Raw genomic sequence first — 25,831 nt, 5'->3', positions numbered from 1 at the left:
CACATTCAGCCTCTTGGCTTCACTTTTTAATCTCTCCTTGCAGTGCTTTATTTATAACCGGAAGAATTAAGAAATCGTCATTTGAGAAAAAAAGCTATCCATTACTGGATAGCCTCTGCTGTCTGTTTAAAATGATGCGCTTGCGTAAGTAATTCTTTCGCATGCTCTGTCGTTAAATCTGTGATTTCCACACCAGAAATCATTCGAGCTATTTCTGTTACTTTATCCTCCATAGTTAAAACAGTAACTGATGTAATTGTCCGATCATTCGCTACTTGTTTTCGAATAAATAAATGTGAATCCGCCATTGAAGCTACTTGAGGTAAGTGCGTAATACAAAGTACTTGCGAGTTTACTGATACTCGATAAATTTTTTCCGCAATAGCCTGTGCGACCCGGCCACTTACACCCGTATCCACTTCATCAAAAATAACAGATGCAACCCCTTGATGCTTAGAAAAAATGCTTTTTAAAGCTAAAATGATACGAGATAACTCTCCGCCAGAAGCAACCTTTGAAAGTGGTTTTAGCGGCTCTCCTGGGTTCGTTGAAATATAAAATTCCACATGATCGTAACCATCCGCCGTAAGTCTTACCGGCGCACCTTCCACAAGGGGCTCTTCTGCATTTCCTTCTCTCTTCATAATTCTCACTTCAAATTTCGTTTTTTCCATATATAATTCTTTTAATTCCTGATGAATTGCATTTGTAAGGTGTTCTGCAAGCTCATGACGCATATTACTTAACAACGTTGCTTCTTTCATAATAACACTTTCTAATTCCTTCAACTGTTTCTTCGTCGTTTCAATATGAACGTCTTTATTTTCAATCGTAAAAATTTCCTGTTCAATTTTATCAGCATACGCTAAAATCTCTTCTACATTATTTCCATATTTTCTCTTTAGCATACGAATTTCATTCAAACGTGTTTCAATTTCATCTAAACGATTTGGATCATATTCCATCATATCGAGCTTTTCCCTCAGTTGATAGGCAACCTCTTCTAATAAGTAATAGCTATTTGCAATTGAATCATGATTCTCTTGATACACTTCATCTAAATGTGTAATACTTTCCATTTGCCCCATTGCACTTCTTACATTATCTAATCCTTGTCCGTCGGCACTTAAAGAACGATATGCATCACCTAACGCTTTATAAATCTTTTCAAAATTAGAAATTTGCAATCGTTCCTCAGTTAATTCATTTTCTTCATCCATCTTTAAATCCGCCTTGCGAATTTCCTCGTGCTGAAATTGAATTAAATCTAAGCGATGTGCCATTTGTTGCTCATTTTCACTTAACGATTTCAATTGTTTTTTTAATTTTTCATAGTCAGCGTATACGTTTTGATATATGTCTAATTGTTTAACGATTCGATCCCCATCAAAGTGATCAAGCATAAACAGATGTCGTTCTTCATTCATTAAATCTTGCGTTTCGTGCTGTCCATGAATATCAACAAGTGTTTTCCCAATTTCTTTTAATATGCTAAGTGTAACAAGCTTCCCATTTACACGACATACACTCTTCCCGTTCGCAGCAATATCACGCTTTAAAATAATCATACCATCTTCTATTTCTATATCTAACTCTTCTGCCTTTTCAATACATGGATGCTTCTCATCTTCAACATAAAATAGCCCTTCAATCTCAGCCTTTTCTGTTCCATATCGAACAAATTCTGCTGACCCACGGCCACCTACAAGTAAACTAATTGCATCAATAATAATCGATTTTCCGGCCCCTGTTTCACCGCTTAAAACCGTTAAACCTTTTTGAAAAGAAATATTTAATGCTTCAATAATAGCAAAGTTTCTAATCGATAATTCCGATAACAATGCCCCATTCACCTCGTTATAAAATAATCCCTTACTAAAGGATTTTCTCAGTTCTTCATTCAAATAATCATGCTATATATTTGTATGTATATACTCTTCTAACCCGCTTCATTGTACCAAACATTTGTTTTACGGGTCAATCCATCTATTTTTTAACTTTATGCAAACAAAATATTATATTACAATTGAAAATTCATATTTTTAACCAATAAAAATATCTTGTTCACTTTCCACTTTACGATGGAAAGCAAACAAGATTTTTTGTTACAACATATTTAAGAAACGATCAGAGACAACACCTGTATCGTCAGGTGTACGGCAAATAATTAAGCAAGTATCATCACCACAGATGGTTCCGATGATCTCATCCCACTCTAAATGATCAATAAGTGCTCCAAGTGAATGAGCGTTACCAGGCAATGTTTTTAGCACAAGCATATGTCCTGCCGTGTCTAATTTTACAAATGAATCCACTAGATTTCGTTTTAATTTTTGTAACGGGTTAAATCGTTGATCTGCTGGCAAGCTATATTTATAGCGCCCATCATGTAATGGCACCTTCACTAAGTGCAGTTCTTTAATATCGCGCGATACTGTTGCTTGCGTTACATTAAATCCCTCATTACGTAAAATATCAACTAATTCATCTTGTGTTTCAATTTCTTTGTTTGCAATAATTTCCCTGATTTTAATATGGCGCTGACCTTTATTCATACATTTGCACCTCACACTATCTCTTACCATAGTTTAAACATTGGTATACTTCACTTATTTATGTTAACTTATAATTCGTTTCTTGTACACAATTGTTTTTACAATCATTATACAATTACAGCAAAAAGAGGAACAACATATGTTATTCCCCTTTCCCTTTTTGTTTTAGAACGTCATGCGCTTCTGTAACAACTTGCTCTATAGAAATCGGAGAATGATTTTCGCCATTCTCACGTTCACCATGCCATTTCAGATGAATTAAAAATTCAATATTACCATCCCCACCCGTAATTGGTGAGAATGTTAAACCTTCCACATCATAGCCTTCTTTTAAAGCAAACTCGACAATCATTTCTACAACAGCTTCATGTACTTTTCTATCACGAACGATACCTTTTTTCCCAACTTGCTCTCTTCCAGCTTCAAACTGCGGTTTAATTAACGCTGCTACATCTCCGTTAGGCATAAGCATTGTTTTTAAAACTGGCAGTATAAGCTTTAATGATATAAATGAAACATCAATACTTGCAAATTGAGGTAAACCACGTTCTAAGTCTGCTGGTGTCACGTAACGGAAGTTTGTTCGTTCCATTACAACAACACGCTCATCTTGACGTAATTTCCACGCTAGTTGATTGTATCCTACATCTAATGCATAAGATAATTTCGCTCCATTTTGAAGCGCGCAATCTGTAAAGCCACCAGTTGATGAACCAATATCTATCATAACTTTATCTTGTAAATCAAGATGAAATGTCTCTAATGCCTTTTCAAGTTTATAACCACCACGACTTACATACGGCATAACTTGTCCCTTCACCGTAATCTCAGTGTCTTGCGAGATTTTCTCTCCTGGCTTATCAAGTCTCATCTCATTTGCATATACGAGTCCGGCCATAATGGCGCGCTTTGCTTTCTCACGCGTTTCTATAAGTCCTCGCTCTACTAATAGTACATCTACTCTTTCTTTTTTTACGCTCATTTGTTACGCCCTTTTTTGTTTTGATGGAATCATTGTATGAATACGGTCTACAACAGCATCTGTCGTTAAACCAATTTCTTCTAATAATTTTGTTACACTTCCGTGCTCTATGAAGCGGTCTGGAATACCCATTCGTTCAACTAATGCACTATGGTAACCATTTTCAGATGCAAATTCAACTACTCCTGTTCCAAAACCACCGATTAAACAAGCTTCTTCAATCGTTAAAATCGGTATATTCTTTCCTAGAAGATCATGTAAATATGCTTCATCCATTGGTTTAATAAAGCGAGCATTCACTACTTTCACTGAAACCCCAGCTTTTTCAAGACGCTCAGCTGCTTCCATTGCCATTGGTATTGTCGTACCAAACGTTAAAATAGCTGCTTGTGTCCCCTCTTTTAACGTCTCCCACGTACCGATTGGAATCGCCTTTAATTCTTTATCCATATGAACGCCAAGTCCATTACCGCGAGCATAACGCAATGCGATTGGTCCATCTTCATATTGCATCGCCGTATAAACTAAATGTTGCCCTTCATTTTCATCTTTCGGCATCATAAGCACCATATTCGGCAAGTGACGTAAGAATGAGATATCAAATACGCCTTGATGCGTTTCACCATCTGCTCCTACTAATCCCGAGCGATCTATTCCGATGAAAACATTTAAATTTTGGCGGCATATATCATGAACAACTTGGTCATATGCTCTTTGTAAAAATGTTGAATAAATCGCTAAGAATGGCTTCATTCCTTGCGTTGCCATACCTGCTGCCATTGTTGTAGCATGCTGTTCTGCAATACCTACATCAATCATACGATCTGGGAATTCTTTTTGGAATTTCTCAAGTTTTGATCCAACAGGCATTGCAGGTGTAATTGCTACGATACGCTCATCCGCTCTCGCTAGCTTAAGTACTGTTTCACTAACGACAGCACTCCATGCTGGTGCAACTTCTTTCGGCTTAACGAAGTCACCTGATTCAATTTTATAAGGTCCTGTTCCATGCCAAGTTCCAATAACGTCACTCTCAGCCGGTTTATAACCTTTTCCTTTTTTCGTAATAACGTGAACAAGCACTGGGCCTTTTGTTTTCTTTGCATATTGCAACGTTTCGAATAACTTTTCATAATCATGCCCATCGACTGGACCTAAATATGTAAAGCCTAACTCTTCGAAAAAGACACCAGATACTAGTAAATATTTAAGACTATCTTTTATTTTCTCTGCTGTCGCAGCCACTTTCCCGCCAACTGCTGGGATTTTCTTTAATATATACTCTAATTCATCTTTTACCCAGTGATATTTTCCTGCGGTACGTAAACGACCGAGCACATTATGAAGCGCACCAACGTTTGGTGCAATTGACATTTCATTATCATTCAAAATAACAATCATGTCTGTTTTTTCATGTCCAATATGGTTCAATGCCTCTAAAGCCATTCCGCCTGTTAAAGCACCATCTCCAATAATTGGTATAACATATTCTTTCGTTTTCTTTAAATCACGTGCCAGAGCCATTCCCATTGCAGCCGATAACGAAGTCGAGCTATGACCAGTTTCCCATACATCGTGCTCACTCTCGCAACGTTTCGGGAAACCACATAGACCTTGATATTGCCTTAATGTACCAAACTCTTTCGCACGTCCAGTTAAAATTTTATGTACATAGGATTGATGTCCTACATCCCATAAAAATTTATCTTGCGGGCTATCAAATAATTTGTGCAGAGCAATTGTGAGTTCTACTACACCTAAATTAGGTGCAATATGTCCACCTGTTTGAGAGAGCTCTTCAATTAAAAACTTACGAATATCCTCACTCAATCCCTCTAGTTCACTGATAGACATATCTTTCAAAAAACTAGGGTTTTGAATTTGCGTTAGATCCACATGGATCACTCACTTTCATTTCATAATCTGTCAACATGTCAAATATTATAAAAAACATTTACACAAAACAAGAAATTCTCTTTTCTATTTTTCGTCTTGTCCCGCTATTAACCAGTCTATTGCGCCCTAATCCTATTATAAACCATATTTCTTTAGGCGATGAAAAAAATAGCCGCTAACACGAAGTGATAACGGCAATGTAATCTACATATATTTTTGCCAATAACAAGAAAAGAAAAACCTTTTCCTACATTTATATCATAAAATGATGAATGACTCAACAAATGAAAACGCTGTTATATTAGTTATTACGTTTTGCAATCAAATCACAAATAGATAGTAAATATTCATCTTGTAATTGCAAGGAACTAATCGCACCTTTTGCTTCTGCAATTGTTTCTTCTAAAATATCCTTTGCTCTATCTACAGTAAACAACGTTGTATATGTGCTCTTTTCATTAGAAAGATCGCTACCAATCGGTTTTCCAATCTCTTCTTCAGTTCCTTCGACATCTAAAATATCATCTCGAATTTGGAAAGCTAGACCGATATATTTGGCAAACGTAAGCAACTTTTCTTCTTGCTCTTCTGTCGCATCAGAAAGTATCGCACCCGCAAGTACAGCAAATTCAAGCAGTTTTCCGGTCTTATGTTTATGGATGTACTCCAATTCATCAATCGTAAGGCGTTTCCCTTCAGCTTCCATATCTGCCACTTGTCCGCCAACCATTCCTTCTGGTCCTGCTGCTTTTGCAAGTTCAAGTACAAGTCTTACTTTTTTTTCGGCAGAAATTTCTTTTTGCTCATATGCCATAATAACTTGAAAAGCATACGTCAATAAGCCATCTCCTGCTAAAACTGCCATCGCTTCACCAAATACTTTGTGATTTGTGGGCTTTCCTCTTCTTAAATCATCATCATCCATACAAGGTAAATCATCATGAACTAATGAATATGTATGAATCATTTCAAGAGCACAAGCTGCACCTACTCCAAGATTTCTTTCTTTCCCAAACGCTTGTAATGTTGCAAACAAAAGTAACGGGCGGAGACGTTTTCCACCCGCTTCCAAAGAATATGCCATCGCTTCACGAAGTACATTTGGACATTGTAATTCATTTGCATAGCTTACAAGTTTTTCTTCTACGAAAGTTTTACTTTCTTTCAAAAAAGTATCAAAAGCAATCGTCACTATGCTTCATCTCCTAAAGCAGTAAACGGTTCAAGCTCTCCATCTTCCCCAAGAATAACTGCCATTTGTTCTTGTACATTCTTCAGCTTCTCATCACAAAGCTTAGATAATTCCATACCTTCTTTAAAATAAGAAATCGCTTCTTCTAAAGGTACGTCACCTTGTTCTAGCTTAGAAACAAGATGCTCAAGTTGCGAAATTGCCTCTTCAAAGCTTAATTTATTTTCCATTATTCAATTCACGCTCCTCTATGCCTGATACGCTACAATCTAGTATTCCATCTTGTAATTGAACTGAAACAGCATCTCCAAGGCTTACATCTTTCACACTTTTTAACACTTGCTTCTCTTCATCATATACAAGCCCGTACCCTCTCATCATTACTTTAAGCGGACTTAACGCTTCAAGTTTTTGAGCAGCTCTTACAAAGGCAAATTCTTTCGTTTGAAGTAACGTTTGCATTTCACGTTGTAATTGCTTTTGCAACGTTTCAACAGCTACCTTCGTTTGCATAATTTTTTGAGATGGGTGGTGCTTCTCTAAATAAAATGAAAGTTGCTTTAACTGATTCACCTTTTTATCAATATAGCGCTCTTTCGCTAAAACAAGCTGTTCTAGCGCTCTATCTAATTGCTCTTCCTTTTGCTCATATACTTGTCTTGGATAACGGAACGCATACGATTTTTGCAACACTTGTAGTTTTTCTTCTTTTTTATGTACTAACTCTCTCATTGCTCTTTGCAATCTCAGAGTTCTTTGTAATACCTTTTCTTGTAACTCTATAATGTTAGGTGCTGCCAGCTCAGCTGCTGCAGTCGGTGTTGGCGCGCGTAAATCTGCAACAAAATCTGCGATTGTAAAATCCGTTTCATGGCCTACTGCCGAAATAATAGGAATTTCACTCTTAAAGATTGCTCTTGCAACCATTTCCTCATTGAAAGCCCATAATTCCTCAATAGAACCTCCACCACGACCAACGATTAGTACATCTATCTCTCCCATTTCATTCGCTGTACGAATCGCTTGTACAATCGAGGGAGCCGCTGACTCCCCTTGTACAAGTACCGGAAATACAATAACATTCCCAATTGGATAACGACGTTTAATCGTTGTTATAATATCACGAATCGCTGCTCCTGTTGGCGACGTAATCACACCTATTGTTTTAGCGTAAGGAGGAATCGCTTTTTTATAAACTTGAGAAAAAAGCCCTTCTTCTTCTAAACGAACTTTTAACTGTTCGTACGCTAAATGTAAATTCCCGACTCCGTCAGGCTGCATGTCTTGAATATAAATTTGATAAGAACCACTCGCCTCGTAAACAGAGATTTTCCCTTTCACGAGTACCTTCATCCCATTTTCAGGTTTGAATTTAATATTACGATTATGGCCCGCAAACATAACCGCTGCGATTCTTGCATTTTCATCTTTCAATGTAAAATACATGTGGCCACGGCTATGATTTTTAAAGTTGGAAATTTCACCTTTTAACCAAACAGACTGCAAATGCGGATCATATTCTATTTTTGTTTTTATATAGCGTGTTAACGCTGTAACGGTTAAATATTGCTTCTCCATTTCTCTCTCCTCATAGCCGACTCAAATTATTTACAAACGACACCTGCACGTTTGGCAGATTCAACAGTATTATGAAGAAGCATTGTGATTGTCATTGGACCAACACCCTTTGGCACAGGTGTAATGTAACCCGCAACATCTAACACGTTGTCAAAGTCAACATCACCACAAAGTTTTCCTGTTTCTAAACGGTTAACACCAACGTCAATTACAACCGCTCCTTCTTTAATATAATCCGCTGTTATCATTTTAGGTCGTCCAACAGCTACGATTAAAATATCAGCTAACTTCGATAACTCTTTCATATTTTGCGTCTTAGAATGACAATATGTTACAGTGGCATTTTCATTTAAAAACAATTGTCCCACTGGTTTACCGACAATATTACTTCTTCCAATTACTACTACATGTTTTCCAGAAATATCAAGATTTGTTTCTTTTACTAATTCTACAATACCATGCGGTGTACATGGAAGGAATGTATCTTGTCCCGTCATCATACGTCCCACGCTGATTGGGTGAAATCCGTCTACATCCTTTTCTGGTGAAATTCTTTCAATGATAGCTTTTTCTTCAATATGTTTTGGTAAAGGTAATTGCACTAATATGCCATTAATACGGTCATCGCCATTTAAGCGATCGATTTCAGCAAGCAAACGTTCCTCAGTAATTGTTTCAGGAAGTTCAATTAGCTCTGAGTAAATCCCTACTTGTTCACAGCCTTTTTCTTTTCCTTTCACATAAGAACGAGATGCTGGATCTTCTCCAACTAAAATAACTGCTAATCCTGGTACAATACCTTGCTCTTTCAACTTCACAACTTCTTCTGTTAATTGTGCTCGTTTTTTCTCCGCAACTTCATTTCCTTTGATGATTACTGCTACCATTTTAAGATTCCCCCTTAAAGAATTTACAGTGTATCTTTTATATTAGATAAAACGCCGTTAATAAAACGACGAGATTCCTCATCCCCAAATGTTTTTGCAATTTCAATTGCTTCGTTAATTGTTACGTTGTGTGGAATTTCTTCCATGTACTTCATTTCATACACAGCTACACGTAAAATACTGCGATCAACAATACTAATACGCTCAAGCTTCCACTTTTTTAAGTTTTGACGAATCGCTTCATCGATTGCTTCTTTATTTTCTACAAAACCTACTACAAGTGACTCTAGAAACTCATTTGTTTCTTCGCCTTCATCCAGCGTGTTTTCCACTGCTACTTTCGGTTCTAATTCACCTGTAATATCCATTTGGTATAATGCTTGCATTGCTCTTTCTCTAGCCGTCCTACGTTTCATTGTAACTCTCCTTTATGCTTCAAGTCTTTCCTTATACTTTGTTATATTATTATAATTTATAAGCCGTCAATTCACTTACTCTTACAGTTTTCATTGATTTTCCAACCTTATAATACAATGATAATAACACAATTTATCGTTTCACACACGGGTTACAAGGCTGAAAAATAATAAAAAGATTAACTTCAAGTTCCATATCTTATCACAATGTACGTTTTTTGGAAAAACGACACATTTTCTTGTTTATTTCTTATTTTTTGAAATAGTATAATAATTAGAGGGTTGTAATTTGTGAAGAAATGAAACGATAAAAAAGATGCCTATGTTACTAGGCACCTTTTCATTCTTACACTGGTTCGATTTCTGTTTTTTGTGTTTCGAATGTTACGCCAACGATGTGAACATTCACTTCTTTTGGCTCAAGTCCTGTCATTGTAAAGAGTGCTTGGCGAATATTGTCTTGAATCTTTTGTGCAACAACTGGAATTGCTACACCAAAATACATTACAACATAAAGGTCAACGATAATATCTTCGTTTGCTAATTCAACCTTTACACCTTTACCATGATTTTTCTTACCTAACTTCTCAACAACATCTGTAGCAAAATTACCGCGCATTGCCGCTACACCTTCTACTTCAGCAGCTGCAATACCTGCAATTACTTCAATTACTTCTGGTGCAATTTCTACTTTACCAAGAGTTGTATCTTGACCCATATCTAACATATGTTCAGCCATGAAAAAAACCTCCTTTAATGTATCACTGCGTCACAAGTTCATGCTCTTCCAAAAATTTCGTATTAAACTCACCTTTTACAAAATCAGGATGATCTAGCAATTGCAAATGGAACGGGATTGTTGTATGTACGCCTTCAATGACAAATTCACTAAGTGCGCGCTTCATTTTTGCAATTGCCTCTTCACGTGTTTTTCCGTGAACAATTAATTTAGCAACCATCGAATCATAGAAAGGTGGGATTGAATATCCCGGATATACAGCTGAATCGACGCGAATACCAAATCCTCCTGGTGGTAAGTACATTTCTACTTTACCTGGGGATGGCATAAATTTTTTGGCAGGGTTTTCCGCATTAATTCGACATTCAATTGCCCAACCATTAAATTGTACTTCTTCTTGCTGTAACGATAACTTTTCTCCTGAAGCAACAAGAATTTGCTCTTTAATTAAGTCCATTCCCGTTACCATTTCAGTAACCGGATGCTCAACCTGAATTCTCGTATTCATCTCCATGAAATAAAAGGTTTTCGTTTTATATTCATAAATAAACTCAACCGTACCAGCACCTGTATAATCAACCGCTACCGCCGCTTTAACTGCCGCTTCACCCATCTGCTTGCGAATATCTTCATCAAGTGCAGGTGATGGACTTTCTTCTAATAGTTTTTGCAAACGGCGCTGAATTGTACAATCACGCTCTCCTAAATGAATGGCATTTCCGTGTGTATCTGCCATTATTTGAATCTCAACATGGCGGAAATCTTCAACGTACTTTTCTAAGTATACACCAGGGTTCCCAAAAGCGGTACTAGCTTCTTGCTGTGTAATTTGAATTCCTTTTACAAGCTCTTCTTCATGGCGTGCAACACGAATACCTTTTCCACCGCCACCTGCAGTCGCTTTAATAATAACTGGATATCCAATTTGATCAGCAAGCTCGATCGCTTCTTCGGTATTTTTAATAATCCCTTGTGAACCTGGTACAATCGGAACCCCTGCTTCTTTCATTGTATCACGAGCAACGTCTTTTGTGCCCATCTTTGAAATAGCTTCTGGACTTGGACCGATAAAAATCAAGTTACATTCACGGCATAACTCTGCGAAATCTGCATTCTCTGCTAAAAATCCGTATCCCGGATGAATAGCATCGCAGCCTGTTAACTTCGCAACGCTAATAATGTTTGTCAAATTTAAATAGCTTTCTTTCGAAATCGTTGGTCCTACACAATACGCCTCGTCTGCAATCTGTACGTGAAGTGACTCTTTATCTGCTTCTGAATAAATTGCAACTGTTTCAATATCCATTTCTTTACAAGCACGAATAATTCGTACAGCAATTTCCCCACGATTGGCTATTAATACTTTTTTTATCATCACAAAGACTCCCTTATTACGCTTTTACAAGAAATAGCGGTTGTCCATACTCAACAAGCTGTCCGTTATTAACAAGAATTTCAACAATTTCGCCCTCTACATCAGCATCAATTTCGTTAAATAACTTCATAGCCTCGACAATACATACGATAGAATCTTTCGATACTCTATCCCCAACACTTACATATGGAGGTGTATCAGGCGAAGAAGAAGAATAGAATGTACCTACCATCGGTGATGTGATTTTATGTAGGTTTTCATTTTGAACAGCCTTCTTCTCTTCTTGTTTTGGCGCTTCTGCTTGTGCTGCTGCTACTTTCGTTTCAACTTCAACAGGCGCTACTGGTTGCATAGCTTGTTTTGCTGCAGGTGCTTGCACAGCAACAACTTCATTACCACGCTTTTTCATTTTGATTGTTGTACCGTCTTTTTTGTATTCAAATTCATCAATATTAGAGCTATCAATTAATTTAATTAATTCGCGAACTTCTTGAATTTTAAACATGTAAAATCCACTCCCATACTCTTGTTTGTCCCGTTTTTACAGATTCTCGTCACGAAAACTAGATTGACTGTAAAAATACGATGTATTCTATTAGAAAATATATTTCATTAACTAATAGAAATATTTACTATTTCCATCTTACGATAAATTTTTTAAACATTCCAATTTATATTTCTTTATAATAAATCGAAACTCCTGTAAAAATATTATTCCAATAAAAATTTAATACCTAGTAATAATACCAAGTTTCACACGAAATTGGCAAGACCACTTCTTAAAAAACATTCACTACTTTTTCAAAACGTTACACAGCAAACATGCCATCCCCTCTCCACTCTTCACCACATCTATAGTCAACAACATATTTTTACCAAATATTATTTTTTTGTTTACACGCCATTCATCATTCCTTCATATAAGAATAGTATGTTCAAAGTGTAGAAAATATATTGTGTCGAGGTGTGGAAATATGATATGGCTCATTCTCTTTTTACCTGCCGTAATCGTTTGGGCATGCGTTCTTTGCATCCACGTCAAATCCGGAAAAAGTAATCATCAGTACCATGAACCATTAATCTTTTACTCACAACGTGTTTCTCCATTCCGAGTTGAACATAGTAAAAATAATTACAAAGACGAAATAGAAAAAAGCTATCGAAAATGATAGCTTTTTTCTATACACACGTTTACTTACATACTCTATTTTACTATTTGCATACCCTTTGCTTAGTAAAAGATAATAATCCGTAGGGAAATCCCTACGGATTAAGGTTTCACTTATTTCGCTGGTGGATCAAATTTCACACCTACATCTTTTGATCCGCCTTCACTTCTTACAAGTTGAATAATTTTATTTGCTTCTTTCTGTGAATGTTTTGCCGCTTTAACCGTTACTCTAATATCAGTACCATCAGCTCTTACAAGAGCATCTGGATATCCTCCTTGAGATTTAATTACTGTCTCAAGTAATTCTTGCTTCGTTTCCATTGTCGTAATGGCATCAAAATTTTCTTTCGCTTTATTCTTTTCTGTTGCTGAAGCTTTTGTTGAACTCATCACTTCTTGTAATTTTGCTTTTTGTTCACTACGCTGATCTTCCATTTGCATACGTAAAGCTGTGAAATTCTCATCACTTGATTGAACTGATACATTGCCCTCTTTTTTACTTGTTTCTTTTTTTGCATTTTCTTTTTTGTCTGTTTCTTTATTTATTGTTTCTTTGCTTGTATTTTCTTTTTTCGGAGTTTCTTTAGGCGCTTCGTTTGTTACTGCTTTATCAGTACCTTGTTTTTCTTGTCCAATCTTTTCACCTGTTGCTGGCGATGCTGTATTCATTTTGTCAGGAGTTGTCACGTAATACACAGATAGTACAACAACTAAACTTAACATCGTTAATAACCAAACTGTTTGTTTTTTTAACACTTTATTTCCTCCCTATCAATTTTTCGGTGAAACTGAAACGCGATGGGCCGGTACATCTAGCAGCCTTATCACAGCTTCTTTTACCATTGCTTTAACTTGTATATTATCCACTCCCTTTGCTACGACAAGAACACCACGTACTTTCGGCTTCTCTGTTCGTAAAACAACAGGAGTTTCTTTATCCCCTTCACGTATAATGACAGTCTTTTCATCAAGAGACTCGTCCTCTACTTCTCTCTTACCGCCTGTTTTATCTGTTTCACCTGTTGTTTGTGAGCGTTTCACTGTATTTTTTTCTAAAATTTTTTCTTCAGATGAATCTAAATTCACTTTAATCGTTACGTCTTTTACTCCTGCTATTTCTTCTAAAGCAGTTTTTAATTCTTGTTCATACGCTTTTTCATATTTTTCTACATTTGACATACTATCATTACTTTTTTGTCCGAAAGTTGGTACGTCTTTTTCTTGGTTTTGAGTTTTTTGTTCTTTAAATACAGGTACTTCTTCTTTTTTACTTGAAAAGAGACTACTAGAAAACATAAGCAAAATTCCAAGTATGAGTAGGACAAGTAAAAACTTAGGTGTTACCTTTTTACCCTTCTCGTTGCTTTCTTTTTGATCCCCATTCAATAAGTTTCGAAAAAATGAGAACTTCGAATTTTTATCTTTATTGTCCATTTACTCTACCTGTCCTCCCTTCCATTTGAACTTGGATTTGTTTACCCTCTAGTTGCCACCTGCTTGAAAAGAAATCTTTCATTTCTCCATTCGTTTCTTCCACTTTTTTTGGAGGCTCTTTCGTGTTAATTTCAATTGGCTTTACTGTTTCGATTGCATCATTTTTACTACGTTCTTTTTCTTTCAACGTCACAACAACAGATTGAATATCTTTCGCTGACTTTACTTCTTCTATATTTTCTGCTGCGACTATTTGTATTTCAGAGACAGCCATACCATACTTTTTCTCAAACTCTTTTCCTACTTCTTTTTTCATTTTGGTAGCCATCTCTTCTAAACTATATGCACGTGTTAGAGCTTGTATTTCTTTTTTCTTCGAATCTATTGAATTTTTTACAGATCCTTCTGCTACGTACTTTTCTTCATTAAAATTTGCAATTACTTCATTTACATCTGTCTGCAATAGTTTAAAAAGGGGTGTTAAAATTAATACGACTAACAAAAGACTTACAACAAATTTAACGTATTTTTGCAAATTCGAATTTGGAAGAATAAGATGAAGCATTGTCGCTAAGAGCAAAAAAACGATAATATTTCTGATCCACTCTGTAACAAATTGCATACTCTTCACCTCCTACCGCATCATAAGTGTAATATTCCCCGCAGCAATAATAATTGTAATACTTAAAAAGAACATAAATGATACGATAGCTAAGCAAGCAAATACGTAAATGATGCTTCTTCCAATAATGTCTAAACATTGAATAATTGCTCCGCCGCCAACCGGTTGTAATACTGCTGCTGCGAATTTATAAATAAATGCAATACAGAAAATTTGAATCGCAGGAAAAGCAACAATTAAGCATAAAATGACGAGCCCAATAATTCCGACTGTGTTTTTCAATAATCCTGATGCGCTAATAACAGTATCTGCCGCTTCCGTAAACATCCTTCCAACTACTGGAATGAAGTTTCCTGTTACAAATTTAGCAGTTTTCACAGCTATGCCATCAGCAACGGCTGTCGCTGTTCCTTGTACAGATAATACCCCTAAAAAAATCGTTAAGAAGATACCGATAATCCCAACGCTAACGTTTTGCAGAAGCTTGGACAATTTTGTAACTTTATATTGATCACTCATTGTACTTACAATACTTAATATCGTTGCCAGTAATAAAAGCGGTAGAACGATATAATTCATAAGAAGCCCGCTTGTATTCATTAAGAAAATGATAATCGGATGAAAGAAAGATACAGATACAACCCCGCCACCAGTCGCTATAAGCGCCAATAAAATTGGCAATAGCGCTAATATGAAATCTACCATTGTTTGTATCGTTTCTCTTGCATATGTCATAACGACATAAAAACTATTTAAAGCAAAAATAATAAGTACCATATATACAACAGCATCAGCAATTTTACTTACACTACTTTTTGAAAAAGCGGATTGCAGTGATTGCAACAATGCACTAAAGATTGTGAGCATAATGAGTGTGCCAAGCAGTTTTCCATTAGCTGCAAGCTCATGAAATAAATATTTTAATAACCCTATCATCCACTCTTTTAGAGAGAATTCTTTTTCTCCCTTTACAAACTCCATAAAACTCCCTTTTTGACTCTCTGGCAAATAGCCACCATATTTTGTAACAAGCCCGTCCCAAAATTGCTTCACATCTTCAATTCCGAGCTTATCCAATTGTTGATCAACGACGTTTGTTTCTACAGGAGAAGCTTGTACAACAACCGGTAAAGAAAAGAAAAGGAAGCAAGCAAATAGCAGCTTAGCTCCAAACCTCCTCAACATTCACTCCCCCTTATCCCGTCGGTAAAAATCCGAGAATAGTTTCAATTACAACCGTCAAAATAGGAATTGCCATAACGAGAATTAAGATTTTCCCAGCAAGTTCAATTTTCGAAGCGATGGCACCTTGACCAGCATCTTTTGTAATTTGAGCTCCAAACTCGGCAATATAAGCAATTCCAATAATTTTTAGTAACGTTTCCACGTAGACGTTGCTAACTTTCGCTTCACTCGCTACTCTCTCAATCATTTGTAAAATAGAATGAATTTGATCGATTAAAATAAGAAACATCACGCTACCTACGAACACAATAAATAAAGATGTAATACTAGATTTATGCTGGTTCAAAACAGCAGCTAAAAACGTAGCAACGAGGCCTAATCCGACAATTTGTATAATTTCGATTCGAACCGCCTCCTTTACTGGAAGAGAAAGACACTTTTAATCTTGTCGAATAGCGTATTAATTAAAAATGCAACATGAAATAAAATGACGACAAAACCGACAAGGATAACCCAATTTGCAATATCCTCACGCTTCAATTCTTTTAGTACAGTATGAATGAAAGCTAAAACAATGCCGATTCCGGCGATTTGAAATATTAATCCAACATCAATGGACATCGCCTTTCTCCCCCCTATAGCAGTAAAATTACAATAAGTAGCCCTGCTAGTACCCCTAAGCTCTTAATCATTTTTTCGTATTGCAGTTGTAAAGCTTTCGCTTCCTCTTCTTCTCTCTCCAAATGTGTAATACATAAGCGAATATGTTTTTGTTGTGATTCACGATCATGTTGCCCGAGCGTTTCACCAAATTGCTGCAGTATTTCATACTCGGTTTGTTGAAAAGCCGTCAACTTCCAATTCTCTTTCAAACTATCTATCCAAGCTTCCCTTACTGTTTGTTCTCCACTTTCTAGTTTTTTAGCGAAACTTTGAAATATCCAATTTAATGGCTTTGGCATTTGTTTAACTAATCGCTCGGCAGCCTCAGATAAAGGTGTGTGTCCATACATAATTTCTGCCTCTAATGATTGAAGTGCTGATTTTAATAACCTAAGTTGCCTCGGTCTCTCACTGTATCTTTTAGCATACGAAAACCCGAAAAAGGTGCTGACCGCAACGATTAACACTGCACCAAATATTTTCACCATACGCCCTCAGCCTTTCTATTTGATAACACTGGTTTTCCATATTTATCTTTCACCTGCATAACCGTTCCTGGACCCCTCGCTTTTGACAACTCCACAAACCTATCAAATATACCAAGCTCTAGCACTGCCTTGAGCGATGGACGTCTCACAACATCCTCATAGGAAAATCCGTGTGCGCTTATAAAAAGCTGGACACCTGCATGCACTGCCTCCATAATTGCTTCACTATCTTCTTTACGGCCAATTTCATCTACGATCAAAATATCAGGACTCATAGAACGAATCATCATCATCATTCCTTCTGCCTTTGGACATGCGTCTAACACATCGACTCGGGTACCAAAATCATATTGCGGGATCCCTTTCACACAACCAGCAATTTCTGACCGTTCATCAACGATCCCCACTTTGCAGGAAGGAATTTCCGAAGCACTTACCCCTTGACTCATGCAACGTGCTACATCTCTTAAAAGTGTCGTTTTACCCGTTTGGGGAGGGCCAATTACCATCGTGTTTAACCACCTTTTTTCATACAAATATGGCAAAAGCGGTTCAGCAATCCCTATTTTTTGACGAGCAATACGAATATTAAAGGAAGAGACATCACGAATCATTTTCACTGCGCTTTTTTCTGTAATAACTTTTCCTGCTAACCCGATTCTATGCCCCCCGCGAAGCGTCACATACCCACGTTTTAATTCCTCTTCCATCGTATAAATTGAGAATTGACTTAACTTATTCAATAAGTAAATAGCATCCTCTGCAGTAGTGATATAGTCATAAAAAAACACCTTTCCGTGTGCAATACACTCTAGCGGCCTTCCAATTCGAACACGAATTTCCTCTAAAGCATCGTATTGCTTACATTCTTCAATTAAGTACTTCATCGTTTTTGGTAAAACTTCTAATACCTCTTTCATCGGCTTCTCCCCACTATACTCGACTTACTATTTCAGTAATGCGATAAAAATACAGCAAATTCCAAGCGCTAGAAAAAAGAGCTTCAAGAAAGAAATTTCACTTGCTACACTCGCTATCCCAATTGTCATTGTTAAAATTAATACGGTAGGTCCAACAAACGCCAACATACCATTTATAAACAACGCTTTCTTCGCATCATTCACATAAAGCATAAGCAAAGCAGCAAATATCTCCGCACTACCTGAAAATAATCGAAGTGCCCCCATAACAAGCACGGATGTTTCCATTGCCGCTAGCCACTGTTTCATTCTTCCACCTTCTCCCGTAACAGTTACTAACTTCGTATTCTAAAAAAGAATATATTTGTACAACCATATGCAGAGGTTGTCTATTTCAGAAGTAAAAACATAATTTTTCTCTAAATTCCGAATTACAATCTGAATATTCATATTATTTCATGGTATATTATGGTATATTTAGTTTAAAAGAGGTTTAAACCATGCAGCACGTCACTTTATTACCACTAGATTTATGCTATACAAATGTGATTTTCGAGCTATCAAGTGATCCACATATAAAAAATGCATTGGGGATAACGGTAGAAAACATCGAAGACACGAAAACATTTCTTCTTTTCGCAATAGACGAAGAGCGTCAAAAGAAATCCTTATCGAGAATGATTGTGAATGAAGAAAATGAAATAATTGGCCTCACCACACTTAAACATATTAATAATGAGAAAAAGCAATCTCACATTGGTAGTTGGCTCGGCTATCCGTACTGGGGAAAAGGCTATAACGAGGCTGCTAAAAAAGAAATCTTTAAAATCGCCTTTTTAGACTTACAACTTTCCTACGTATTTGCTGGTGCTAAAACGAATAATATCCGCTCTTTAAAAGCACAAGAAAAACTACCTTATATTTCATTGCATGTGGAAAACAAGTTTCCAGACGAACACGCTGCACTAGAGAAAGAAGTAAAGTCACCTTGCTCTCTGCATGTCGTGTCACGTGAAAATTTTTTAAACTGGTTGAAATTACAGAATGAGGGGGAAAAATATGAAGGCATTGAAAGTTAGTTTAACCGTTGTAGTAGAATTAGCTCTTATTTATCTTTTTTCATTATTGGTCGGTTGGTCATTTATAGAGACCTTTTTCCTTGGTAGTTTAGCAATATTTGCAATTATGTGGTTAATTATTATGAGTAACCATAGAAATAACATTACAGATCACGCAATAAGTAAAACATTAACTGGCGTTGAGACTGGCGAAATAAAACCATTTCAAATTGTTTTGACTCCATCTATTATGGGTACTCTTTCACTTGTTTTAGTCAGTTTTATAATAACAGCTATTTACTATCTACCCTATTTCCTATAAAAAAAGCACTCGTGAATTATCACGAGTGCTTTTCTACTATGCACGAGAAACGTATTTACCTTCACCAGTGTTGATGATAAGCATTTCGCCTTCGTTAATGAAGATTGGTACTTGTACAACAAGACCAGTTTCTAATGTAGCTGGTTTTGTTACGTTAGAAGCAGTATCACCTTTAATACCAGGCTCTGTTTCTGTAACTTGTAATTCAACTGTGTTTGGAAGTTCAACACCAAGTACTTCGCCTTGGTAAGTCATGATTGCTACTTCCATGTTTTCTTTTAGGAATTTAAGCTCGCGCTCGATTTGTTTTTCACCAAGTTCGATTTGCTCATAAGTTCCGTTATCCATAAATACGTGAGCCTCACCGCTTGCGTATAAGTATTGCATACGACGGTTTTCGATGTGTGCTTTTTCTACTTTCTCACCTGCACGGAATGTTTTCTCTTGAACAGAACCTGTGCGAAGATTACGTAGTTTAGAACGAACGAATGCAGCACCTTTACCTGGCTTTACGTGTTGGAAATCAAGTACTTGCCAAAGGGCATTGTCCACTGAAATTGTTAAACCTGTACGAAAATCGTTTACTGAAATCATGTAAAAAAATCCTCCTGTGTATTACAAAATAATAAGTTCTTTTGGTGATTTCGTAATTACTTCATTACCTTCACTTGTCACAATGATATCATCTTCAATACGTACGCCGCCAATACCTGGAATATAAATACCTGGTTCTACTGTTACAGCCATACCTGGTTCAAGTACTGTATGAGAACGGAACGCTAAACCTGGTGCTTCATGGATTTCAAGACCTATTCCATGACCAGTAGAGTGTCCAAAGTATTCACCATATCCTTTTTCCGTTATGTAGTCACGCGTTAGCGCATCAGCCTCGCGACCTGTTAAACCAGCTTTAATACCGTTCACACCACGTAGTTGTGCTTCTAAAACGATATTATAAATTTCTTTTAATTTATCAGATGGTTCACCGACTGCAATCGTACGAGTAATATCAGAGCAATATCCTTTGTAATAAGCGCCGAAGTCTAATGTAACGAAATCTCCTGTTTCTATCACTTTTTCAGATGCCACGCCGTGCGGTAATGCCGAACGAAGACCTGAAGCAACGATAATATCAAACGAAGAAGATGTTGCTCCTTGTTTTCTCATGAAAAATTCAAGTTCATTTGACACTTCAATTTCAGATACTCCCGGGCGAATGAATGATAGAATATGCTCAAAGGCAGCATCTGCAATCTGTGCAGCTTCCTTTAATATCTTAATCTCTGAATCAGTCTTTATCAAGCGTAACTTTTCTACAAGTCCAGAAGTCGGGATAAATTCAGCATCAATCGCTTCCTTATGCACTGAATAAGAACTATATGTAAGAGTATCTTGCTCAAAACCAAGCTTTTGAATTCCAAGCTCTTTCACTTGCTTTGCCACTTCATCAATGATCAATCCTGCGTGCTGTACAACCTCATATCCAACCGCTTGTTTACTTGCCTGCTCGACGTAACGGAAATCTGTAATAAATTGAGCACGATCTTTTGAAATAAGAACAACGCCTGCTGTTCCTGTGAAGTTAGCCATATATCTACGACTATGTTCATTTGTTAACAAAATACCGTCAATACCAGCCTCATCAAATGCACTTCGTAATCTTTCAATTTTCTCCATTACTTTATGCCTCCCTCAATTTCTCCATTAATGCAAATAACGCTAACTTATAGCCATAAAAACCAAATCCTACAATTTGACCTGCACAAACAGCTGCCGTCACAGATTCATGACGGAACGATTCACGCTGATGAATGTTAGAAATATGTACTTCAATAACAGGAATCGAAATGCTCGCAATGGCATCACGAATCGCATAGCTATAATGCGTAAATGCTCCCGGATTTAAAATGATCCCTTCATATATATCTTCCGCTTCATGAATAATGTCGATAATGGCACCTTCATGATTCGATTGGAAACATTCTAACTCCACTCCCATTGTTTCTGCTTCTTGCTTCATATCTGCTTCAAGTGTCGTTAGCGTGCCCTTTCCATATACATTTACCTCACGAACACCGAGGCGATTTAGGTTAGGACCGTTTACGAGGAGTAACTTTTTCATATTCTTAAAACTCCTTAATATTAAATATCTATACAATATTTTAACATAGGAGTTACTTATTTGAATAGTTCGTCTTCTCTTACCCTTCTTGTTCTGCTTTATTGCTATTTACTGCGTAAGAAACAGAATATGCTATAAACACACCATACAATATAAAAATACATATTGTCGTCACAATTGTCTCTTTTGGTAAATGGAGCGCACTTTTAATAACAGGAGCCATTAAACCCATCCCCAAAAACAGTAGTGCCCACCAAAATAGCCCATAAATAATTCCCGCTATAATCCCTTCAAACTTTGCAAAAAATGCTTTATACAAAAAGGCAATCAAAATTGAAAGAAGTCCCATACACACTATTCCGAACACATTGCCCCATACACCCTCTTTCCAACTTCCAAACGCAAATGGTAAAAGGAAATAATTCGGGCCCGCCTCCGTGAATGAAAATATATGAAGGAAATACCATACCCCGCCCCAAAAGATTCCACCAAACAAACCAATCTGCACAAAATTCCTTGTTCCTAATTGTTCTTGACTCACATCGACACCTCCGCTCAATAGTATGCCCGAAACTATTTTGAAGCATGTTTAAATCCTGCGAAATTTGTCTATAAAAAGAATAAGAAATGTCCGACTCTCATAACATTTTCCCTTGTCATCTACTTGTATTTGCCGATAAAATAAAGGAAACTCGGTGATTGTCTTATTTCAAAACGACAGAACCCAGTATGACAATTGCCTCTTTTTCTACATAAGAGAGAAACAAATACAGGTTGGTGTTAACATGGCAGAAGAGTCAAAACAAATATATGGCGGGCAAGCGGTCATAGAAGGAGTTATGTTTGGCGGTAGAGAATATACTGTTACAGCGGTTCGTCGTAAAGATAAATCGATTGAATTTTATCGATTACCACGCGTTCGTAATAAAGTACTATCTACCCTAAAAAAAATTCCATTTTTACGAGGGATTGCCGCTATTGTGGATGCAAGTGCGAATGGAGCAAAGCATTTAAACTTCGCTTCAGAACGATTTGACGTCCACCCAGAAGATGATGAACAAATTGCAAATAAAAAAGAAGAACAATCAAAATTAACGATGGTATTAGGAGTTGCAGCTGTTGGCGTTTTATCTTTTATATTCGGTAAAGTCATTTTCACAGCAGTTCCTGCACTATTAGCTGAATTAACAAGACCGATTTTCCCGTCTCATACTGGGCAAATCATTGTCGAAAGTGTCATTAAGCTCATGCTATTATTGAGCTATATATACTTTATTTCTTTAACCCCACTTATTAAGCGGGTATTTCAGTATCACGGTGCAGAGCATAAGGTAATCAATGCTTACGAGAATAACCTTCCTCTGACTGTAGAAAACGTTCAAAAGCAAACTCGTCTCCATTATAGATGTGGCAGTAGCTTTATTATATTTACAGTCATTATTGGAATGTTCGTTTATTTCCTAGTCCCTACAGATCCTCTTTGGGCACGAGTTATAAACCGAATTTTATTAATTCCAGTTGTACTTGGTATTTCTTTTGAAGTATTACAATTTACAAATCGATTACGAGATATTCCTGTATTACGCGTACTTGGATATCCTGGATTATGGCTACAACTATTAACAACGAAAGAACCAACAGATGATCAAGTGGAAGTAGCAATTGCATCGTTTGAAGAATTATTACGTTTAGAGAACAAACAATAATTATTTAAAAATGGTGTTCAACTCCTTTCCTCATCGTTAATATACTAATTTTAATATACGTTTTTAGGAGGTGTCCCTTATGAACGGTCGTTCGTTTACTTTCGCTATATTTGTGCTTATTATCGGATTGGCAATATTCGGCCTTGTTTCATCTGTTATTACAAATCCCATGGGTGTATTAAGAAATATCGGGTACATGTTACTTGTTGTTGGTATCTTTTACTTGCTATACAAGATGTTTACAAATTCCAGTGGTTCTGCAAATTCACAAAGCTCATATAAGCGTGCGGCAAAACAATCGAACCGCAAACATGGGAAACAAAATGTAGCACCCCTAGGCAATTCTTTCTTTAAGTCAAATACTTCTAATGACAAAAGTAAAAAAGGGAATTCTTCCACTTTGAAACGAAAAAGAAAACAGTCTCATTTAACTGTCATTGAAGGCAAAAAAAGCAAAAAGAAAGACCGTGCTTCCTTTTAGGAAATACGGTCTTTTTTTATACTTTGAAGCACTTCTTTTAAACTTTTCTCTCTCATACTTTCAATTCGAAGATGATGATTTTCAAATGGTAAATTCCGTGTCACATCATTAGGTACCACAACGCACGTTAATCCCGCTGCAACTGCTGCTCTCAATCCATTTAATGAATCTTCAAATACAACAGCTTCAGACGGCTTAATTCCTAATTCTTCTATTGCAACTCGATAAAGAGCTGGATCTGGTTTTACCTTCTCAACATCTTCTCTCGTTTTAATTACTTCAAAATATTCTCGAATTTGTAGCTCTTCTAAAAAATGAATAACCCATTCTCTAGAAGAACTAGAAGCTAGTGCGATTTTTAATCCCATTTCTTTCGCTTCTTCTAAATATTCTTTTACCCCGTCACGAGCTTCTGGTATTCTCATTTTCTCTTTATGTAAAGTTGCCACTTTTTCTTTTAATGCACTTTTGTTAAACTTCTCTTTTAATTGATCATTTAAATATGTATAAAGTACCTCATCTGTTGTTCCAATGCATTTCGCAAATTCCTCTAAAGGTAGTTCCCCGCCGTATTCACGAACAGCATCTCTGAAAGAGTGAAACCATATCGTTTCTGTGTCCACAATTAATCCATCAAAATCAAAAATAATTGCTTTCATAATTCTCCCATCCTTTTCGAATTGAAATAAAAAAGGAAACGCCATACGTTCCCCTTAATTACTTTTCTCTTCATTTGCTCTTTGAACACCACGAAGTGTTTCCACTCGGACTGCATCTTGTTCAAAGTATTCCACTAAATCACCAATGCGATCAATTGCTTCCCAACTTAAATGATGTTCAATTCCTTCTACATCATTGTAAATTTTACTTTCATCCACACCGATAATACGCATAAATTGCTCTAGCAAGTCATGACGATATACGAGACGTTCTCCGATTTTTTTACCTTTTGTTGTTAATACAAGCCCTCTATATTTTTCATAAATTAGATATTCATCTTTGTCTAATTTTTGCACCATTTTTGTTACAGAGGATGGATGTACACTAAGCGCTTCAGCAATATCAGATACGCGGGCGTAACCCTTTTCATCAATCAACAAATAAATTTGTTCAATATAATCTTCCATACTAGGGGTAGGCATCGGTTTCCTCCATCCAAGTTCATTTTGCTTATTCCGTACGAAGCAATCAATAAAATGATACACCAGAAAGAATAACGTGACAAGTTGAAAACGAGCCTAAATATATAAAACAAAAAAGAATCTGTATTTGCATGCAGACCCCCCTTAAGTAAAATATTGTATTTCTGCATTAGGAAAAAACTCATTTATATAACCTCTTATCGTTTCTTCCAATACTGCTGCATCATCCTTTTTATATACATATTTTCCGATGGTTTTGGAAAACGATGCTGAATCAATTCAAACGTTAAATTTGGTATCGTCATATCTTTGTCGCTCAAATAGTTTACGGTTCCTTCTTCCCATTCTTCATGCATTTAAATTGGCGCAACTATAAAACCAAGTGGATATTCAAGTGCCTTTCGTTCAAAGTAAACGAGCTTTGGCATAAATGGTCTCATATGCTTTTCGCCCTCTCGTTAGTATGGGGGACATTAAAGTTTTCCACCCCAGTAACTTGCGTTGCAAGTTACTGAATGTTATAATTTGGATACCAGCTACCTTGCAACGCAAGTTACCTGAATAAAAGGTGGTGAAATCATGCACAGCCAAATGTTAAAAGGCGTGCTCGAAGGGTGCATCCTATACATCATTTCACAAGAAGAAGTGTACGGATATGAACTGAGTACAAAATTAAATAAACACGGATTTACATTTGTAAGCGAAGGAAGCATATATCCATTATTGTTACGTATGCAAAAAGAAAAATTGATTGAAGGAACATTAAAAGCTTCCTCACTCGGTCCAAAGCGAAAATATTATCACGTAACCGATAAAGGGCTAGAACAACTTGAAGAATTTAAAAAAAGCTGGGGAATGGTTTCTACTACGGTAAATAACTTATTACAGGGGGAGTGA

Annotated in this window: 33 protein-coding genes and 1 pseudogene; 6 read left to right on the top strand and 28 right to left on the bottom strand. The window is 36.5% G+C overall.

Annotated elements, in window-relative coordinates; translation table 11 throughout:
• Positions 1-101 precede the first annotated feature (101 nt).
• From recN to accB, 12 genes are all read right to left on the bottom strand, one after another.
• Complete coding sequence (gene recN, locus AC22L0_RS15860) at positions 102-1,841, bottom strand: DNA repair protein RecN (RefSeq protein WP_000947765.1); 1,740 nt, start codon at positions 1,839-1,841, stop codon at positions 102-104.
• A gap of 264 nt (positions 1,842-2,105) precedes the next feature.
• On the bottom strand, positions 2,106-2,555 hold the full coding sequence (gene argR / locus AC22L0_RS15855; protein WP_001032580.1) for an arginine repressor ArgR: 450 nt from the start codon (positions 2,553-2,555) through the stop codon (positions 2,106-2,108).
• A gap of 142 nt (positions 2,556-2,697) precedes the next feature.
• Complete coding sequence (locus tag AC22L0_RS15850) at positions 2,698-3,537, bottom strand: TlyA family RNA methyltransferase (protein WP_000111874.1); 840 nt, start codon at positions 3,535-3,537, stop codon at positions 2,698-2,700.
• A 3-nt stretch (positions 3,538-3,540) separates the two neighbouring features.
• Positions 3,541-5,433 (bottom strand): 1-deoxy-D-xylulose-5-phosphate synthase, encoded by a 1,893-nt coding sequence (dxs, locus tag AC22L0_RS15845; protein WP_000366454.1) that lies wholly within the window; start codon positions 5,431-5,433, stop codon positions 3,541-3,543.
• Between the two features lie 301 nt (positions 5,434-5,734).
• On the bottom strand, positions 5,735-6,625 hold the full coding sequence (ispA, locus tag AC22L0_RS15840; RefSeq protein WP_000150374.1) for a (2E,6E)-farnesyl diphosphate synthase: 891 nt from the start codon (positions 6,623-6,625) through the stop codon (positions 5,735-5,737).
• Positions 6,625-6,855: an exodeoxyribonuclease VII small subunit gene (xseB, locus tag AC22L0_RS15835; protein WP_000428423.1), complete on the bottom strand. Its 231-nt coding sequence runs from the start codon at positions 6,853-6,855 to the stop codon at positions 6,625-6,627. Before xseB ends, ispA begins: the two co-directional genes overlap by 1 nt.
• Positions 6,845-8,203: an exodeoxyribonuclease VII large subunit gene (gene xseA, locus AC22L0_RS15830; protein WP_000415249.1), complete on the bottom strand. Its 1,359-nt coding sequence runs from the start codon at positions 8,201-8,203 to the stop codon at positions 6,845-6,847. The genes xseB and xseA overlap by 11 nt, the downstream gene beginning before the upstream one ends.
• Before the next feature lie 26 nt (positions 8,204-8,229).
• Positions 8,230-9,090 (bottom strand): bifunctional methylenetetrahydrofolate dehydrogenase/methenyltetrahydrofolate cyclohydrolase FolD, encoded by an 861-nt coding sequence (folD, locus tag AC22L0_RS15825; RefSeq protein WP_000226732.1) that lies wholly within the window; start codon positions 9,088-9,090, stop codon positions 8,230-8,232.
• A 23-nt stretch (positions 9,091-9,113) separates the two neighbouring features.
• On the bottom strand, positions 9,114-9,506 hold the full coding sequence (nusB, locus tag AC22L0_RS15820; RefSeq protein ID WP_000830247.1) for a N utilization substance protein NusB: 393 nt from the start codon (positions 9,504-9,506) through the stop codon (positions 9,114-9,116).
• A gap of 346 nt (positions 9,507-9,852) precedes the next feature.
• Positions 9,853-10,245, bottom strand: coding sequence for an Asp23/Gls24 family envelope stress response protein (locus AC22L0_RS15815; protein ID WP_000807630.1), 393 nt, complete (start codon positions 10,243-10,245; stop codon positions 9,853-9,855).
• A 22-nt stretch (positions 10,246-10,267) separates the two neighbouring features.
• Complete coding sequence (gene accC, locus AC22L0_RS15810; protein WP_000592869.1) at positions 10,268-11,620, bottom strand: acetyl-CoA carboxylase biotin carboxylase subunit; 1,353 nt, start codon at positions 11,618-11,620, stop codon at positions 10,268-10,270.
• Between the two features lie 16 nt (positions 11,621-11,636).
• A complete protein-coding gene (accB, locus tag AC22L0_RS15805) occupies positions 11,637-12,125 on the bottom strand; it encodes an acetyl-CoA carboxylase biotin carboxyl carrier protein (protein WP_000472859.1) in 489 nt (162 codons plus the stop codon).
• A 469-nt stretch (positions 12,126-12,594) separates the two neighbouring features.
• On the opposite strand from accB, the gene AC22L0_RS15800 reads away from it, so the two are divergent.
• Positions 12,595-12,789, top strand: a complete 195-nt coding sequence (locus AC22L0_RS15800; RefSeq protein WP_002000935.1) for a hypothetical protein — start codon at positions 12,595-12,597, stop codon at positions 12,787-12,789.
• A 113-nt stretch (positions 12,790-12,902) separates the two neighbouring features.
• Here AC22L0_RS15800 and AC22L0_RS15795 read toward each other — a convergent pair whose 3' ends face one another.
• From AC22L0_RS15795 to AC22L0_RS15755, 9 genes are read right to left on the bottom strand one after another with little or no spacing between them, the layout of a single operon-like run.
• Positions 12,903-13,547: a SpoIIIAH-like family protein gene (locus tag AC22L0_RS15795; RefSeq protein ID WP_000914705.1), complete on the bottom strand. Its 645-nt coding sequence runs from the start codon at positions 13,545-13,547 to the stop codon at positions 12,903-12,905.
• A gap of 15 nt (positions 13,548-13,562) precedes the next feature.
• Positions 13,563-14,225, bottom strand: coding sequence for a stage III sporulation protein AG (gene spoIIIAG / locus AC22L0_RS15790; RefSeq protein WP_000368890.1), 663 nt, complete (start codon positions 14,223-14,225; stop codon positions 13,563-13,565).
• Positions 14,215-14,847, bottom strand: coding sequence for a stage III sporulation protein AF (gene spoIIIAF, locus AC22L0_RS15785; protein WP_001161032.1), 633 nt, complete (start codon positions 14,845-14,847; stop codon positions 14,215-14,217). The genes spoIIIAG and spoIIIAF overlap by 11 nt, the downstream gene beginning before the upstream one ends.
• Before the next feature lie 12 nt (positions 14,848-14,859).
• Positions 14,860-16,032, bottom strand: coding sequence for a stage III sporulation protein AE (gene spoIIIAE, locus AC22L0_RS15780; protein WP_000946110.1), 1,173 nt, complete (start codon positions 16,030-16,032; stop codon positions 14,860-14,862).
• 10 nt (positions 16,033-16,042) lie between these two features.
• Positions 16,043-16,426 (bottom strand): stage III sporulation protein AD, encoded by a 384-nt coding sequence (gene spoIIIAD / locus AC22L0_RS15775; protein ID WP_077393170.1) that lies wholly within the window; start codon positions 16,424-16,426, stop codon positions 16,043-16,045.
• Positions 16,427-16,449: 23 nt separating this feature from the next.
• Complete coding sequence (gene spoIIIAC, locus AC22L0_RS15770; protein ID WP_000020914.1) at positions 16,450-16,653, bottom strand: stage III sporulation protein AC; 204 nt, start codon at positions 16,651-16,653, stop codon at positions 16,450-16,452.
• A gap of 14 nt (positions 16,654-16,667) precedes the next feature.
• Positions 16,668-17,183 carry a stage III sporulation protein SpoIIIAB gene (gene spoIIIAB, locus AC22L0_RS15765; RefSeq protein ID WP_000238702.1) on the bottom strand — a complete coding sequence of 172 codons (516 nt, stop codon included), beginning with the start codon at positions 17,181-17,183 and terminating at the stop codon, positions 16,668-16,670.
• Complete coding sequence (gene spoIIIAA, locus AC22L0_RS15760) at positions 17,177-18,103, bottom strand: stage III sporulation protein AA (protein WP_000665905.1); 927 nt, start codon at positions 18,101-18,103, stop codon at positions 17,177-17,179. The genes spoIIIAB and spoIIIAA overlap by 7 nt, the downstream gene beginning before the upstream one ends.
• Positions 18,104-18,130: 27 nt before the next feature.
• Positions 18,131-18,412, bottom strand: a complete 282-nt coding sequence (locus AC22L0_RS15755; RefSeq protein WP_000816050.1) for a YqhV family protein — start codon at positions 18,410-18,412, stop codon at positions 18,131-18,133.
• Positions 18,413-18,603: 191 nt separating this feature from the next.
• Here AC22L0_RS15755 and AC22L0_RS15750 point away from each other — a divergent pair, with 191 nt between their 5' ends.
• The gene (locus AC22L0_RS15750; protein ID WP_001164984.1) at positions 18,604-19,182 is read left to right on the top strand and encodes a GNAT family N-acetyltransferase; all 579 of its coding nucleotides are present in this window, start codon (positions 18,604-18,606) and stop codon (positions 19,180-19,182) included.
• Positions 19,163-19,483, top strand: coding sequence for a hypothetical protein (locus AC22L0_RS15745; RefSeq protein ID WP_000645695.1), 321 nt, complete (start codon positions 19,163-19,165; stop codon positions 19,481-19,483). Before AC22L0_RS15750 ends, AC22L0_RS15745 begins: the two co-directional genes overlap by 20 nt.
• A gap of 36 nt (positions 19,484-19,519) precedes the next feature.
• Here the strand turns inward: AC22L0_RS15745 and efp are convergent, their stop codons facing one another.
• From efp to AC22L0_RS15725, 4 genes are all read right to left on the bottom strand, one after another.
• A complete protein-coding gene (gene efp / locus AC22L0_RS15740) occupies positions 19,520-20,077 on the bottom strand; it encodes an elongation factor P (protein WP_000626516.1) in 558 nt (185 codons plus the stop codon).
• A gap of 21 nt (positions 20,078-20,098) precedes the next feature.
• Positions 20,099-21,160: a Xaa-Pro dipeptidase gene (pepQ, locus tag AC22L0_RS15735; protein WP_000411041.1), complete on the bottom strand. Its 1,062-nt coding sequence runs from the start codon at positions 21,158-21,160 to the stop codon at positions 20,099-20,101.
• 4 nt (positions 21,161-21,164) lie between these two features.
• On the bottom strand, positions 21,165-21,605 hold the full coding sequence (gene aroQ, locus AC22L0_RS15730; protein ID WP_000735147.1) for a type II 3-dehydroquinate dehydratase: 441 nt from the start codon (positions 21,603-21,605) through the stop codon (positions 21,165-21,167).
• A gap of 79 nt (positions 21,606-21,684) precedes the next feature.
• Positions 21,685-22,146 (bottom strand): YqhR family membrane protein, encoded by a 462-nt coding sequence (locus AC22L0_RS15725; protein ID WP_000076893.1) that lies wholly within the window; start codon positions 22,144-22,146, stop codon positions 21,685-21,687.
• Between the two features lie 244 nt (positions 22,147-22,390).
• On the opposite strand from AC22L0_RS15725, the gene AC22L0_RS15720 reads away from it, so the two are divergent.
• Together AC22L0_RS15720 and AC22L0_RS15715 are read left to right on the top strand one after the other, a co-directional pair.
• Positions 22,391-23,311, top strand: coding sequence for a DUF1385 domain-containing protein (locus tag AC22L0_RS15720; protein WP_000807121.1), 921 nt, complete (start codon positions 22,391-22,393; stop codon positions 23,309-23,311).
• A 79-nt stretch (positions 23,312-23,390) separates the two neighbouring features.
• Positions 23,391-23,792, top strand: coding sequence for an SA1362 family protein (locus tag AC22L0_RS15715; protein WP_001014463.1), 402 nt, complete (start codon positions 23,391-23,393; stop codon positions 23,790-23,792).
• On the opposite strand, the gene AC22L0_RS15710 is transcribed toward AC22L0_RS15715, so the two are convergent.
• The 3 genes and pseudogenes from AC22L0_RS15710 to AC22L0_RS15700 form a co-directional block, all read right to left on the bottom strand.
• On the bottom strand, positions 23,789-24,451 hold the full coding sequence (locus tag AC22L0_RS15710) for an HAD family hydrolase (protein ID WP_025966333.1): 663 nt from the start codon (positions 24,449-24,451) through the stop codon (positions 23,789-23,791). The genes AC22L0_RS15715 and AC22L0_RS15710 overlap by 4 nt on opposite strands.
• A 54-nt stretch (positions 24,452-24,505) precedes the next feature.
• Positions 24,506-24,934 carry a transcriptional regulator MntR gene (mntR, locus tag AC22L0_RS15705; protein ID WP_001143083.1) on the bottom strand — a complete coding sequence of 143 codons (429 nt, stop codon included), beginning with the start codon at positions 24,932-24,934 and terminating at the stop codon, positions 24,506-24,508.
• A gap of 144 nt (positions 24,935-25,078) precedes the next feature.
• Positions 25,079-25,323: pseudogene (locus AC22L0_RS15700) on the bottom strand (spore photoproduct lyase family protein); the annotation flags it as partial.
• A 190-nt stretch (positions 25,324-25,513) separates the two neighbouring features.
• Here AC22L0_RS15700 and AC22L0_RS15695 point away from each other — a divergent pair.
• The gene (locus AC22L0_RS15695; RefSeq protein WP_000556081.1) at positions 25,514-25,831 is read left to right on the top strand and encodes a PadR family transcriptional regulator; all 318 of its coding nucleotides are present in this window, start codon (positions 25,514-25,516) and stop codon (positions 25,829-25,831) included.

This window comes from Bacillus sp. LQ01, assembly GCF_057624735.1.
This window is presented reverse-complemented; position numbering and strand designations above follow the sequence as displayed.